12 protein-coding genes, 1 tRNA gene and 1 pseudogene are annotated in these 12,930 nt (G+C 69.6%); 10 read left to right on the top strand and 4 right to left on the bottom strand.

Annotated features, from left to right (window positions below):
- Positions 1–125: 125 nt before the first annotated feature.
- A complete protein-coding gene (locus ABZV38_RS24825) occupies positions 126–590 on the top strand; it encodes a hypothetical protein (protein ID WP_356330343.1) in 465 nt (154 codons plus the stop codon).
- A gap of 122 nt (positions 591–712) precedes the next feature.
- Entirely contained in the window at positions 713–1,222 is a 510-nt protein-coding gene (locus ABZV38_RS24830; RefSeq protein WP_356330344.1) for a DUF664 domain-containing protein, read from the top strand.
- Between the two features lie 73 nt (positions 1,223–1,295).
- Here the strand turns inward: ABZV38_RS24830 and ABZV38_RS24835 are convergent, their stop codons facing one another.
- On the bottom strand, positions 1,296–2,261 hold the full coding sequence (locus ABZV38_RS24835; RefSeq protein WP_356330412.1) for an aldo/keto reductase: 966 nt from the start codon (positions 2,259–2,261) through the stop codon (positions 1,296–1,298).
- Positions 2,262–2,403: 142 nt separating this feature from the next.
- Positions 2,404–3,798 carry an amidase family protein gene (locus ABZV38_RS24840; RefSeq protein WP_356330346.1) on the bottom strand — a complete coding sequence of 465 codons (1,395 nt, stop codon included), beginning with the start codon at positions 3,796–3,798 and terminating at the stop codon, positions 2,404–2,406.
- 173 nt (positions 3,799–3,971) lie between these two features.
- Here ABZV38_RS24840 and ABZV38_RS24845 point away from each other — a divergent pair, with 173 nt between their 5' ends.
- The 6 genes and pseudogenes from ABZV38_RS24845 (at position 3,972) to ABZV38_RS24870 (ending at position 10,231) form a co-directional block, all read left to right on the top strand.
- A complete protein-coding gene (locus ABZV38_RS24845; RefSeq protein ID WP_356330348.1) occupies positions 3,972–6,425 on the top strand; it encodes a SpoIIE family protein phosphatase in 2,454 nt (817 codons plus the stop codon).
- Between the two features lie 205 nt (positions 6,426–6,630).
- Positions 6,631–6,704 (top strand) — tRNA-Met (locus tag ABZV38_RS24850).
- 513 nt (positions 6,705–7,217) lie between these two features.
- A pseudogene (locus ABZV38_RS24855) lies at positions 7,218–7,829 on the top strand (PP2C family protein-serine/threonine phosphatase); the annotation flags it as partial.
- Positions 7,830–7,934: 105 nt separating this feature from the next.
- Positions 7,935–9,113 carry a low temperature requirement protein A gene (locus tag ABZV38_RS24860; RefSeq protein WP_356330350.1) on the top strand — a complete coding sequence of 393 codons (1,179 nt, stop codon included), beginning with the start codon at positions 7,935–7,937 and terminating at the stop codon, positions 9,111–9,113.
- A gap of 69 nt (positions 9,114–9,182) precedes the next feature.
- Positions 9,183–9,893, top strand: a complete 711-nt coding sequence (locus ABZV38_RS24865) for a helix-turn-helix domain-containing protein (protein WP_356330353.1) — start codon at positions 9,183–9,185, stop codon at positions 9,891–9,893.
- Positions 9,894–10,000: 107 nt separating this feature from the next.
- On the top strand, positions 10,001–10,231 hold the full coding sequence (locus tag ABZV38_RS24870; protein WP_356330355.1) for a DUF6296 family protein: 231 nt from the start codon (positions 10,001–10,003) through the stop codon (positions 10,229–10,231).
- Between the two features lie 237 nt (positions 10,232–10,468).
- Here ABZV38_RS24870 and ABZV38_RS24875 read toward each other — a convergent pair whose 3' ends face one another.
- A complete protein-coding gene (locus ABZV38_RS24875; protein WP_030973195.1) occupies positions 10,469–10,657 on the bottom strand; it encodes a DUF6381 family protein in 189 nt (62 codons plus the stop codon).
- Between the two features lie 141 nt (positions 10,658–10,798).
- Here ABZV38_RS24875 and ABZV38_RS24880 point away from each other — a divergent pair, with 141 nt between their 5' ends.
- Both ABZV38_RS24880 and ABZV38_RS24885 read left to right on the top strand, forming a co-directional pair.
- Complete coding sequence (locus ABZV38_RS24880) at positions 10,799–11,491, top strand: ribonuclease H (protein WP_356330357.1); 693 nt, start codon at positions 10,799–10,801, stop codon at positions 11,489–11,491.
- Between the two features lie 132 nt (positions 11,492–11,623).
- Positions 11,624–12,355 carry a CDP-alcohol phosphatidyltransferase family protein gene (locus ABZV38_RS24885; RefSeq protein WP_356330360.1) on the top strand — a complete coding sequence of 244 codons (732 nt, stop codon included), beginning with the start codon at positions 11,624–11,626 and terminating at the stop codon, positions 12,353–12,355.
- Here the strand turns inward: ABZV38_RS24885 and ABZV38_RS24890 are convergent.
- On the bottom strand, positions 12,321–12,770 hold the full coding sequence (locus ABZV38_RS24890) for an adenylyltransferase/cytidyltransferase family protein (RefSeq protein ID WP_030973202.1): 450 nt from the start codon (positions 12,768–12,770) through the stop codon (positions 12,321–12,323). The genes ABZV38_RS24885 and ABZV38_RS24890 overlap by 35 nt on opposite strands.
- Between the last annotated feature and the right edge of the window lie 160 nt (positions 12,771–12,930).

Raw genomic sequence — 12,930 nt, forward strand, 5'->3', positions numbered from 1 at the left:
AACCCCCCCCCCGGAATCTGGCGAATTTCCCAAAACTCGCCCAGCAAAAACAACACATCACCCGCCTCTGCCACCTTCTGGCTAGGGTCGACGAGGGGCCGAGTACCTGATCGACGGAGGCTCCCATGACACTGAACCTTGAAGCACGCGACGTGGCCCCGCGCCTTGCCACCGGCGCGTTCATCCTGAATTCAGGGTTGAGCAAATTGAAGGCGGACGAGGAGACGGCCACGGGCGTGCACGGCATGGCCTGCGTTGCCTATCCGTTCTTGAAGAAGCTGGACGCACAACGCTTCACCCGGCTGCTCGCCTGGTCGGAGATCGCAGTCGGCAGCACGCTGCTCGCCCCCTTCGTTCCGACGCGGCTGGCCGGCGTGGCACTGACCGGGTTCTCCGCGGGGCTGGTCGGTCTGTACCTGAGGGTCCCCGGAATGCGGGAGCCCGGCAGTCTGCTACCTACGCAGAACGGCATCCCGCTGGCCAAGGACTCCTGGATGCTCGGCATCGGCATCGGGTTCCTGGGAGCGGGTTCATCACGGGGAGGCAGAAGTGCGTCCCGGTGTCCGTGGCACCGGTGCGGACGGCACTGACGGGACGGCCTGCGCCGGACCGGCGGTCAGCGCCCGCTGTCGTCGAGGCGCGCGGCGCGCGGCGGGTGGTGCAACGCGTGTCGATGGCAGGGTCCGGGCGCGTGAGCGGCGATGGTGTTCGCATGAACAGCGCAGATCTTTTGACGGACGCGTTCACACGAATCCAGGAATCGGTGCACTCAGCGGTCGAGGGCCTGTCCGTCGACGACCTGCACGTCCGGCTCGATGACGGCGCGAACTCGATCGCATGGCTGGTCTGGCACCTCACCCGGATTCAGGACGACCATGTCTCGGATGCGGCCGGTGTGCAGCAGGTCTGGTTCTCCCAGGACTGGGCCGACCGTTTCGCCCTGCCCTTCGACAAGGGCGCCACCGGGTACGGGCACAGCAGGAAACAGGTCGCGGCTGTCCAGGTGGGCTCGCCCGAACTGCTGCTCGGTTACCACGACGCCGTCCACGAGCAGAGCGTCGAGTTCATTCGTGGTCTCCACGCCAGGTCCCTGGATCGCATTGTGGATGAGACCTGGTCGCCGCCGGTCACCCTCGGCGTGCGTCTGATCAGTGTCATTGCCGATGACCTGCAGCACGCCGGCCAGGCAGCATTCGTCCGGGGTTCGCTGGAGCGTCGGTAGAACAGGACACGGCCGGGCGGCGCGCGGCGGTGAACCGCGTACTCTGCCCGGCCCCGGCCATGGTGCCCGCGGATCACGAGTAGAAATTGCGCTGCCACCGGTGCTTGGCCAGCACGGCCAACTGGTCGGCGGTGAGCGGACGCCCGTCGCTCAGGGCCGTGTTGCGCTCGACATTGCGTACCGAGCGCATGCCAGGGATGACGGTGGAAACCGCCGGCGAACTGAGCACGAACCGCAACGCGTGCTCAGCGATCTCATCGGGATCGATGCCGAGGTCGGCGACGATCGCGGCCACCCGCTGTTCGACCTGTGCCGGGCGGTCGTCGCGGAAGTAGCGGTTGCGCCAGTCACCCTCGGGAAACGTCGTGCCGGCGGTGATCCGGCCGGTGAGGCCGCCTTCGTCCAGTGCCACCCGCACGATGACACCGACGCCGTGCTGCTCACAGGCCGGCAGCAGCGCGTCGGCGGGCGCTTGGTCGAAGAGGTTGTAGATGACCTGCACGCTGTCCACGGCGCCGCTGCGGACGAGGGCGAGTGCGTTGTCGGGCTGGTGGTCGTTGATGGAGACGCCGAACAGGCGGATCTTTCCCTCCTGCTTCAGTTCGGCGATCGTCTCCAGCCAGTCGCCACGGTCGACCCAGTCATCGCTCCAGACATGGAACTGCAGCACATCGAAGTGGTCCAGGCCGCTGGTGCGCAGACTGGTCTCCAGGCTCTTGCGGATGTGCTCGCCCGGGAATGCCTCGGCCGGGTCCAGGCCATCGGGCGCCGGCCACGTGCCGTTCTTCGGCGGAACTTTGGTCGCGACGAGCACTTCGTCGTCGGCCCGCTCGCGGACGGCCCGGCCGACGATCCGCTCGCTCTCGCCGTAGCCGCGTGCCGTATCGATGAAGTTCACGCCGAGGTCGATGGCACGGTGCAGGGCGCGTAGGGACTCGTCCTCCGTGGCACCCACCCAGCTGGACTCACCGATGCCCCACGCGCCGTATCCGATCTCGGACACGGACAGTCCACTGCGTCCCAGCTCGCGGTAGCGCACAATCATCCTCCACGTCATGGTCCTCGTCCTGACCGAGCCGAGGCCGCCGCCAGGAATCACGTTGACAATAAGCGACCTGGGCGGGCGGGTCAGTTGGGTTTTGCGGCGGCCGAGGTTTCCTGCGCGTGGGCCGAAGCAGGGATCAGCCTTCTTCCGCGATCGGTGCCCCGGTGTTGCCTGCGGCGTCATAGCGCGGCGCGTGCCGCGGCCAGGGCTTGGCGGCCTCGATCTGCGCGGCGAGTTCCAGCAGGCGCTTCTCCCCACCGGGCTTGGCGACGAGCTGCACCGCGACGGGCATCGCGTCGGCGTCCACGCCCACGGGGACGGCGAGCGCCGGCCAGCCCGCGATGTTCCAGGAGCCGAAGAGTGAGGCCGTGCGGGTGCTGACCGCCGAGGTGCGCAGCGCGCCGTGCTCGCCCCAGCGCTTCGCCTGCGCTGCCGGCTGGCTGAGCGCCGGCAACAGCAGCACATCGATCTGTCCGAAGAAGCGTTCTGCTGCCTCGCTGCGCCAGCGGTCGCGCGCGCGGTCCCCCTGCAGGTGTACGGCCGCCAGCGCCCTGCCGACAGCGGCCAACCGCCGCGTGCTCCGGTCGAGTTCGGTGCGGTCGAGGCCCTCGGCGCTCAGGCGCGCCGAGGCGTACCAGGAGCTCAGCGACGCGGGTCCCAGCCATGCCGGGTAGCGTCGGGTGTGCCGGGACACCGCGTGCCCGAGTTCTTCCAGCAGACTGCCGGTTTCCGCTGCGGCACGGCGGTATCCGGGGGCGATCGCAAAGCCCGGCGAAATCGTCCGGACCGACACGCCGATGCGCAGCGTTCCCGGGTCGCCGAGTTGCGCGAAGTCCGGTTCGTCGGCCATCACGGCCAGTCCGAGGGCGGCGTCCTGCACCGTGGTCGCGATCGGGCCGTTCTCGACCAGGTCGAACCAGGTCGAGTCGTCCGGTGCGTGCGGCACGACGCCGCGTCCCGGCTTGATCCCGATCGTTCCGCAGCAGGCGCAGGGGATGCGGATCGAGCCGAACCCGTCGTTGCCGTGCGCCAGTGGGACGAGGCCGGCGGCCACCGCTGCCGCGCTGCCGCCCGAGGAGCCGCCGGGTGTGCGCTGCTCGTTCCAGGGGTTGCGGGCGATCCCGTAGACGCTGTCCGCCATCGGGACCAGGCAGAGTTCCGGCACGTTGGTCAGACCGATCACCACGGCGCCCGCCGCCCGCAGCCGCTCGACGATCACGTGGTCGACCGCGCTGCGGTCCGGTGCAGTGGCGGCGGATCCGGAGCGGGCCTGCTCACCCGCGACCGCGATGTTGTCCTTGATGGCAACCGGGACCCCGGCGAGCGGCAGGGAAGCACGGTCGGGCCGCCGGTCCACCCTCTCCGCCTCCGCCTGCGCCTGCTCCGCCCGCACGTGCCGGAACGCGGACAGACCGGGATCGAGCCGGGCGATGCGGTCGAGGTGCTGTCGGGTGACGTCGGCCGCGGCGGCCCGTCCTTCACGTACGGCGGCAGCGATCTCGACGGCGGTGCGGCCGGTCCAGTCAGTCATGGTTGATGAGTCAACCTCGCGCCGCCCGCGCCGCCAATCCCTCTGCGCCTGTGTTACCGAACGGTAATCTCTTGCTGCGCGGCATGGGGGAGGCCTTTCGACGAGTTGTGAGCGGGTCGCCGTGGAGGAGACTGGGAGCACGAACGCGCTGACGCAGGACGAGGCTGGTGGGCATGGGTGCACCGGACGTCGAACACAGCACGGACCGGCTCGACGACCATTCGATGCGAAACCCGGCCCGGGCCGAAATCGGGGTGCGAGGCGTCATCACCGGATGGAGTCCGGAAGCCGAGCAGATGCTCGGATATCCGGCCGAGTGGGTGCTGGGCCGCCCAGCGGCCGAGTTCCTGGCCACGGCCGAGGAATCGGCCGGCGCCGATGGCGTCACGAGTGTGGTGCGCCATCGCACGGGCCGGCCGGTGCCCTGCAGGCTGTCCATCCGCCCCGTGGCATCGACTGGGGCAGGAAGCGGCTCCGACGCGCGGTGGACGGTGACGCTTCTCCCGACGGGTCCCCCGGAGTCGGACCTGGACCGGGCGCTGCTCGAGGCGCTGTTCACCCGGTCTCCGGTAGGGCTCTTCGTTCTCGACCCGCAGTTGCGGCTGGTGCGGTTCAGCAGCGCTGCGGAAGGCATGCACGGTACCCCCACTGAGGGAGCGATCGGCAATCGGCCGACCGAGGTATGGCCCGACTTCAACCCGGAGCTGCTGGAACGGGTGCTGAGTCGCGTGCTGGAGTCGGGCGAACCGGTGATCGGATTCGAGAAACGCGGTAGGCCGCCGGGGGACCCGGAGCACACGCACGTCTACTCGGTCTCCGCGTTCCGCCTCGAGGACGACGACGGTCGTGTCCTGGGCGTGGCTGACGCCGCGGTCGACGTCACCGACCGCTCCCTCGCGCAGGAGCGGCTCGCGCTGCTCGCCGAGGGTGGTTCACGCATCGGAACCGCACTCGATGTGATGCGCACGGCCCAGGAGTTGGCCGAAGTGGCAGTGCCCAGGCTGGCCGACAGCATCGGCGTCGAGGTTCTCGAGCCAGTGCTCATGGGCGAGGAAATCTTTTCCGGCCCGGTGCAGCCCGGCGCCGTGCTGCGCCGGGCGGCGTCGCGGTCCCGGCGGCCCGACACACCGCCGGGCGCCTACCCGGTCGGCGAGAACAGCACGTTCCCGCCGACGGCACCGTCCTCCCAGGCTCTCTCCGATCTGCAACCGCGCCTGATCAGCCCGCTGACCGCTGACAGCGACTGGGTGCTGAGCGATCCCGTTCGCGGCCGGCGGATGCTGGAGGAGAACATCCACTCCCTCATGTTCGTACCGCTGGTCGCCCAGGACCGCGCCCTGGGGATCGCCACCTTCTACCGCTGGGGGGACCAGGGCCCCTTCCAGCAGGACGATCTCACCGTGGCCACCGAGCTCGGCCGCCGCACCGCGCTCTGTCTGGACAACGCCCGCCGCTACCTGCGCGAGCACAACTCCCTTGTGGCACTGCAGCGCAGTCTGCTTCCGGGGGGACCGCCCCGGAACAACGGGGTGGACGTGGCCTACGAGTACGTGCACGGCGGGGGCGGCGGTGACTGGGTCGATGTCGTGCCGCTGTCGGGGGCCCGGGCGGCGCTCGTGGCAGGCAGCGTTCCCGGACGCGGCATGGAGACCGCCGCCGCCATGGGACGGCTCCGCGCGGCCGTGCACGCGCTCTCCGATCTGGACCTGGAGCCCGACGAGGTGCTCGCCCGCCTCGATGACCTGGTACGGCGTCTCGCCGACGACGCCGGGCCCCGGCCCGACGGCAACGAACCGCCGCACGAAGCGGGCTCCGACGCGCCCCATGCGCCCCATGCCGGCTCGGGCGCCGGGTGCACCTTGCTCTATCTGGTCTACGACCCCATCTCCCTGCGCTGCTCCGCGGCCGGCGCAGGCCATCCCGGCCCCGCTGTCGTCCACCCCGACGGGAGGGCGACGATGCTGGACGTTCCGTCCGCCGCCCCTCTCGGCCTCCCCGGGCCGCCGTTCGGGAAGACCGAGGTGACGATGCCGGAGGGCTCGTTGCTCGCGCTCCACACCAGCGGGCTTCTCCAGGCGCGCGGTGGCGACCCGGAGGAGGCCCGACTCGCAGACCTGCTCGCCCGGCCGTCCGGCTCGGTGCAGGAGGCGGCCTCCATGCTCACCGAGGCGCTGGTCCCGGGGCGGGCCCGCGAAGACGCCGCCGTCCTCGTCGCCCGTACACACGCACTGGATCCCGACCGGGTCGCATCGTGGGACCTGCCGACGGACCCGGCCATCGTCTCCACGGCCCGGTCGCTCGTCACCCGCCAGCTCACCTCGTGGGGCCTGGACGAGGCGGCGTTCACCACCGAGCTCATCGCCAGCGAGCTCGTCACCAACGCCATTCGGCACGCCAAGGCCCCCATCCGGCTGCGCCTGATCCACGACCTGGTCCTGACCTGCGAGGTCTTCGACGGCAGCAGCATCGCGCCACGGCTTCGACATGCCCGCACCACCGACGAGGGCGGCCGGGGACTGCTCCTCGTCGCCCAGTGCTCCGACCGCTGGGGAACGCGTTACACGAAGCACGGCAAAACCATCTGGACCGAGCAGAAGCTGGTCCATGAGGCCGGGGAGCCGGCCTGACAGCCCTGCACCGGTCGGCCACGCAAGTCCCCTCGCAGTCATGGCCGGTTGCCCGGAGACGACCCCGAGGGGATGCCAGGGATGGTTGCCTGGCGCATGGACAAGGTCAACAAGTAAGTCGCAAGCTCGCCCCAAAGCGCAGCACAGCACAACACTGAGGTGGTCACGAGTGCGCGCTGGGATGGCGTAGGGTTGGGTTTACCGACGCGGGGTGGAGCAGCTCGGTAGCTCGCTGGGCTCATAACCCAGAGGTCGCAGGTTCAAATCCTGTCCCCGCTACTGCTGGAAGGGCCCGGATCCCTATACCCGGGCCCTTTCGTTTTTTCCCTACTTCCGGCTCCTGCCCGAAGTGGTGGTCCCACGCATGCCGAGTGCGTCCAGACACCGCCCGGGCGACGCCGTCCACGGCGCAAGCGAGCGCGAACGGGGCATCCTGCGAGTTCCCGACCACGCAGACGCAACTCGCCGAGCTGGACCCGCGCGTGAGTGACCTGCCTTGACGTATCCATCCTGGAGTCGTCATCGCCCGCGCCCGCTTCTGGCCTTGTTCGAGCGCTACGGCCGTTCGAGTGCGACCGTCACCGCGGCCTCCCCGAGTGGATGCACCATGCGGATGTGACGGGACAGCGTGACAACGCCCCAAACCGCGGCTGTGCAGGTGTAGAAGCGAAGTCATGCCAGGTCGATCCGCACGGACCCAGAAGGCGGCGCGAGTCCTGACCCGCACGAAGCGGGTGGCGGTCCGGGCCACCGGCGAGCGGAACGCCATGGCGCTGCAACGCTATGACGTGGCCCGCAGTCGGCTCGCTGAACGTGTGCGGCGACTGGTACGACCTGGTCGACCTGCCCGGCGACTGCGTCGGCGTCGCCGTCGCCGTCGGCCACGGTCTTCGAGCCGCCGGCGTCATGGGCCTGCTCCGCAGCGCGCTCAGCGTTGCTTCCTGCGTCGCCGACGGCCCCGCCCAGGCCCTGGAAGTAGTCGACCTGTACGCCCGTTCGGTCGACGGCGCCGAGAACACCACTGTCACGACGTACATCGACTGGGACACGCACACCATCACCTACAGCAGCGCCGGGCACCCCCCGCCCGCACTGCTGCACACCGACGGCACTGTGGAGTTCCTCGACCAGGCCACCGACCCCCCGCTCGGTGCCCGTCCGGACCCCGTTCCCCGGCCCGAGAACGCCACCGCCTTCGCCGCGGGGGACGCCCTCGTTCTGTACACCGACGGCCTGATCGAACGCCGCCGCGAGGACATCGACGTCGGCCTCGACCGCCTCGTCGACTCCCTCGTCCGCCACCAGGGAATCGACCCCGAACCCCTTGCCGACGCCGACCTGCTCGAACTGCTCCCGCCCGGCGGCGCCATCGACGACACCGCCCTGGTCATCGTCCGGCTCTGACCGTCCCCGCCGGCCGATGTCCTGCCACGCCCCTGGCCCGGACCAGGCGCCGCGAGGCGTGGCTGCCTGCGTCCAGGAGCGGAACACCTGGCCCATGATTCCCTCATGAGTACACGTCAGCCGCCCGCCGAGCGGCATGCCTCCTGGATCGAGCTCTTCTTCGACCTGGTCGTCGTCGCGGGTGTCCTGCAGCTCTCACACCTGCTGCACGACGGTCCGACAGTCGCTGACCTCGGCCTCTACGTAGTGCTCTATCTGGCTTTCTGGATCGCGTGGGTCTGCTTCACCGTCTACGGGAACGTCGAGGGAATCCGCGCCTGGACGCCCGGTTTCCTGCTGGGGATGTTCGGACTGGCTGTCATGGTCGCGGCCGTTCCCGGTATCCGTACCGACCACGCCCTGGCGTTCGTGATCGCATACGCTTTCCTGCGCTGGCTGTCCGGCCGGCTGTGGCGGCCCGGACAGGTCGTGGTGGACTGGCCGCTCGCCCAGGTGGGCGGCGGAACGCTGCCCTGGATCGTCTCGCTGTGGGTGGATGCCCCGGTGCGGTACTGGCTGTGGGCTCTCGGCCTCGCGTTCGACCTGCTGATCAAGCTCACCGCCTCGGGCAGCCGCATGCTCCGAGATGCGCAGGCACGCGTGCAGCGCATGGTCAGGAAGCGAGGCCAGTCCGATCGGCGGCCGGTCATCGAGGCGGCCTGCTCCGATGTGCCGCACCTGGTGGAGCGACTGGGCCTCTTCGTCATCATCGTGCTGGGCGAGGGGGTCGTCCGGATCACCTCAGCGGCTGCGGACACCGCCTGGGACGTGCCCATGCTCGGTGTCGCGACCGGCGCCTTCGTCCTGCTCGTCGCGTTGTGGAGCATGTCCCTGCTGTACGGCTTCGGCGGCGTACCGAAGGCCGGCCCGAACGACCTACCGGTGCGGGTCACCCTGACGCTGCACTGTATGACGAGCTGCACGATCGCTGTCCTGGCCGCGGGCCTGGGGCTGGCCATCGCGCATCCGCACGGCCCCGCCCCGGACGAGGCACGCTGGCTGCTGTGCGCGGGCCTCGCCGTGTACTTCGGTGTCGGGGTGCTGGCCGCGGTGGTGGCCGATGCCCCATGGGGGCACACCCTCACCTGGTCGCTGCCCTGCCTGCTGCTGACCCTCGCGCTCGCCGGATTCGCCGGCCACTTCGGTGCAGTGGGCCTGGTCTGGGGACTGGCCGCAGCGGTGGTTTGGCAGATCACCTGCGTATCGGAGGTGGGCGCCCGGCTGCGCCTGCGGAGCCACGCCTGACCCGCGCGGGCAGATTGCTATACGCGTACAGAAAGCCGTCGCGGGGGAGGTGGGAGGGACAATGGACACGTGTCGGGTGCAGAGAAGAAGCAGGCGGCAGCCAGGCGGTCCATGGGACGGCCGCGCAGGCTGGACCCCGACACGATGGTCGCCACCGCGCGCCGCATCCTCGAGGAAGAGGGGCTGGACGCCCTGAGCATGCGACGGGTGGCGAAGGAGCTCGGCAGCACGCCGATGGCGCTCTACCACTACGTACGGGACAAGGACGAGCTGCTGATGCTCACGCTGTCCGGGACCGCGGGTGCCTTCCCGCGTCCCGAACTGCCCGAGGACCCCCGCGAGCGGCTGCTCGCCGTCTCTGTGCACGCGCATGGGGTCCTCAGCCGGATACCGTGGGTGCTCGATGTCCTGGCGCTGGGCGAGCTGACCGACAGAGACGCCCTGTGGATGGCGGAGGAGATCCTCGACTGTGCCCAGAAGTGCGGTCTCTCCCCGGCCCGGTCGGTACGTGCCTGCTGGACGATATGGCAGTACATCTACAGCGACCTGATCTTCCGCAGGGCCGCCGCCCGTCGTGCGGAGCATCCGCCGAGCAGGCACTACTTCCCCGAGATGATTACTGAGGAGGACGCGGAGGAGCTGCCGCGGCTCACCGCGATCAAGGACCAGTGGCGCGCCTACGCCGCCGACTACACGGTCGCCGACGAACTCGACGCGATCATCGAGGGGCTGATCAGCCGGGGAACTCGCGGACCGGACGAGGCCGCCCCGCCATCCTGAGGCTCTTGGCCCTCTCGGTCCCCTTGAGGCACAGCGCGCGGGTGTGGGCGACAATGGGAGACGCAGGCAGCGGACTCGCCGCCGCAGATCGTTGGCCGGAGCTCCTCATGGATTACCCGGAAAGTTACGAGCTGGTATTTCAGGCATCCGCCGTCGAGGACGACGCCGTGATCGTTCGGCGGACCGCGAGGGAGGGGGCCGGCGGCTATCCCGTCTACGAGGACGAGACAGGCATCGTACGCGCGGAGATCAGCGACAGCGGCGAGGTCCGGATGCTGGCCAGCGGCGGTCACCAGGTCCTCGGCTCACCGCTGGTCCGCTCGGTCACCGAGCCCTGAGCACCTCGTACGTCGTTCACAACTGCTCGCGTCGGTAAGGTCGGTGGCGTACGTCATCCAGTGGCCGCCGTTCATGCCCGCGCGGTGTCCCGGGGGCGGCGCCAAGACCGGTTCGCGGCTGAGCAACCATGCTCCGGGTGGCCGACGGCGGAGGCCGGGACCAACGGCAGAGGCCGATGGTTCGCCGCCCACTCATGGACAGAACGGCGAAACCATCGGCCTGTGCGTGGTGCGGTCCTACTTGTGCGGGCGCGTCTCGCCGCTCATGTTGCTGAGCTGCTCGCTCTGCTCCTGCAGCTTCCGAGCCTTCTCCTCGAGCCGCTGACGCTGCTCCGGATCGGTTGCGCGCTCCGCGGCCTCGGTCATGTGCTTGGCCTTCTCGCGCATCTGCTGGGCTCGGCCACTGGTTTCGCCTGCAACGCTCATCGTCACTCCTTGGACGCTAGGGAAGAGCGGGCTCCATCAGAGAACCAGCGTCGTGGGCACTCCGCATTCGGAAGCGTTACGCTGCGTTACCATCGGGGCTGCGTGGCCGTCGGCCGGCGTGACGCTGGCATGATCGGGGGCATGAACGAGCGCATGATCGCCGCGTGTGACGGGGCATCGAAGGGTAATCCGGGGCCTGCGGCCTGGGCTTGGGTCCTGGCCGATGCACAGGGGCGCCCCGAGCGTTGGGAGGCGGGTCCGCTGGGCAGCGCCACCAACAACGTCGCCGAACTCACCGCACTTCAGGAGTTGCTGGAGTCCACCGACCCGGGCGCGAAGATCGAGGTCCGGATGGATTCGCAGTACGCGATGAACGCGGTCACGAAGTGGCTGCCGGGGTGGAAGCGCAACGGCTGGAAGACCTCGGCCGGCAAACCGGTGGCCAACCGCGATCTGGTGGTCCGCATCGACGCGTTGCTCAGCGGCCGCACGGTGAACTTCGTCTACGTGCCCGCCCACCAGGTGGACGGAGACCCGCTCAACGCCCTAGCCGACCAGGCAGCCAGCGAGGCCGCCGTGGCGCAGCGGGTGGCGGGTTCCGCACACGGCTCCCCGCTGCCGATGCCCGCCGCCGCCAGGGCGTCGCGGGGCCGGAGCGGCGGTACGGCGGCGAAGAAGACGGAGGGTGCGGCACGCGCCGCGCGCACCGGGGGCACCATCCGGGCCAGGTTCGCGGGGCGCTGCCACTGCGGAAAGCCCTACGCGGCCAAGGACATGATCGCCAAGAACCCGAACGGCTGGGGCCACCCCGAGTGCCGGTCCGCGCCTGCCTGAGGCGCCCGCCTGCCGGTCCGACCTCCGGAGTAGCCCCGCAACAGCGGCTCTCCGTGCCATGATGCGGCTCCGACCGCAGCGTCCGCGGTGCCCCGCCGACGCTGCGGGAACGGCTGGACGCTGGGGGGGCGTATGGGATCCACAGGAACGGTGCTGCGCGAATTGCGCGGTGCACAGAAGACCGCCAAGGGTGTGTCGCTCTACTCGCGGTACGTGAACCGTCCGGCCGGCCGGGTGCTCGCGGCGGGCGCCTACCGGTTCGGACTGACGCCTAATCAAGTCACCTTGATCAGTGCGGCATTCACCTTCGCCGCTATCGCTTCGGTGGCGCTGGTCCGTCCGTCCTGGGGGCTCGCGGCCGCCGTGTACGCCACCCTGGCCGTCGGCTTCGCCTTCGACTCGGCCGACGGGCAGCTTGCCCGGCTGACCGGGCGGGGCGGGCCCGACGGTGAGTGGCTGGACCATGTCGTGGACTGCGCCAAGATGATCCTCGTACACGCCGCCGTACTGATCTCGTTCCACCGGTTCTTCGAGCTGCCCGGTGAGGGCTGGCTGCTGCTGCCGCTGGGCTTCCTGTTCGTCGCGGTGCTGACCTTCTGTGCCGGTCTGCTGCGCGAACAGCTCGGTAAGGCCGCCGCCCGCCCCGCATCGCCCGGCAGCGCCACGGCTCCGGTGTCCCGGGTGCGGGCCGTGGCGCTGCTTCCCGCGGACTACGGGGTGTTCTGCCTGGTGTTCCTGCTGCTCGGCGACGAGGACGCGTTCCGTATCGGCTATGCCGTACTCGCCGTCGTGCACGCGCTGTTCCTGGTGGCGTTCCTCGCCAAGTGGTTCAGGGAGCTGAAAGCGCTCCGGGCGGCGGGCTGACGAGCGTGTCCAGTACCCGGCGCAGCTGGGTACTGGACGTATGCACGGTGTACGGGAAGTAGACGACCTCCACGCCGACTTCGGCGAAGTCGCGCTCGAGCCGCTTCCCCTTCTCCGTGCCCCGCCAGTCGTCCCCCTTGAAGATCACGTCGAACCTGACCTGCTGCCACGTCTCGACCTTGTCGGGCACGGTCTCGACGAACGCTGCGTCCACGTAGCGCACGCTGCGGACGATCTCCAGCCGCTCCGGCAGTGGAATCACCGGCTTGTGGCCCTTGGCGAGCGCGGCCATCTCGTCCGAGACGACCCCTGCCACCAGGTAGTCGCATTGGCTGCGGGCGTGCCGCAGGATGTTCAGGTGTCCTACATGGAACAGGTCGTAGACCCCCGGCGCGTAGCCGACCCTGTGCACCATCCGTTCTCTCCCCCCACGGTGAACGTGACGTCCGTGTCCCGGATGCAGGTGTCCGGACATGGTGTCCGGTCCCACGGGATATCGGTATCGGTGTTGATGGTGCAATGACCTTACTGTGAAGACCACTTGCGCATCACGTGAACGGATAAGCTCACTTTTG

Origin of the sequence: Streptomyces sp. NPDC005181 (assembly GCF_040608395.1) — a bacterium.
Classification (GTDB): domain Bacteria; phylum Actinomycetota; class Actinomycetes; order Streptomycetales; family Streptomycetaceae; genus Streptomyces.

Coding starts and splice junctions, on each gene's coding strand:
- ABZV38_RS24825 (WP_356330343.1), top strand. CDS start 126: ATGACACTGAACCTTGAAGCACGCGACGTGGCCCCGCGCCTTGCCACC.
- ABZV38_RS24890 (WP_030973202.1), bottom strand. CDS start 12,770: ATGGTGCACAGGGTCGGCTACGCGCCGGGGGTCTACGACCTGTTCCAT.
- ABZV38_RS24845 (WP_356330348.1), top strand. CDS start 3,972: ATGGGTGCACCGGACGTCGAACACAGCACGGACCGGCTCGACGACCAT.
- ABZV38_RS24830 (WP_356330344.1), top strand. CDS start 713: ATGAACAGCGCAGATCTTTTGACGGACGCGTTCACACGAATCCAGGAA.
- ABZV38_RS24880 (WP_356330357.1), top strand. CDS start 10,799: ATGAACGAGCGCATGATCGCCGCGTGTGACGGGGCATCGAAGGGTAAT.
- ABZV38_RS24875 (WP_030973195.1), bottom strand. CDS start 10,657: ATGAGCGTTGCAGGCGAAACCAGTGGCCGAGCCCAGCAGATGCGCGAG.
- ABZV38_RS24885 (WP_356330360.1), top strand. CDS start 11,624: ATGGGATCCACAGGAACGGTGCTGCGCGAATTGCGCGGTGCACAGAAG.
- ABZV38_RS24860 (WP_356330350.1), top strand. CDS start 7,935: ATGAGTACACGTCAGCCGCCCGCCGAGCGGCATGCCTCCTGGATCGAG.
- ABZV38_RS24840 (WP_356330346.1), bottom strand. CDS start 3,798: ATGACTGACTGGACCGGCCGCACCGCCGTCGAGATCGCTGCCGCCGTA.
- ABZV38_RS24870 (WP_356330355.1), top strand. CDS start 10,001: ATGGATTACCCGGAAAGTTACGAGCTGGTATTTCAGGCATCCGCCGTC.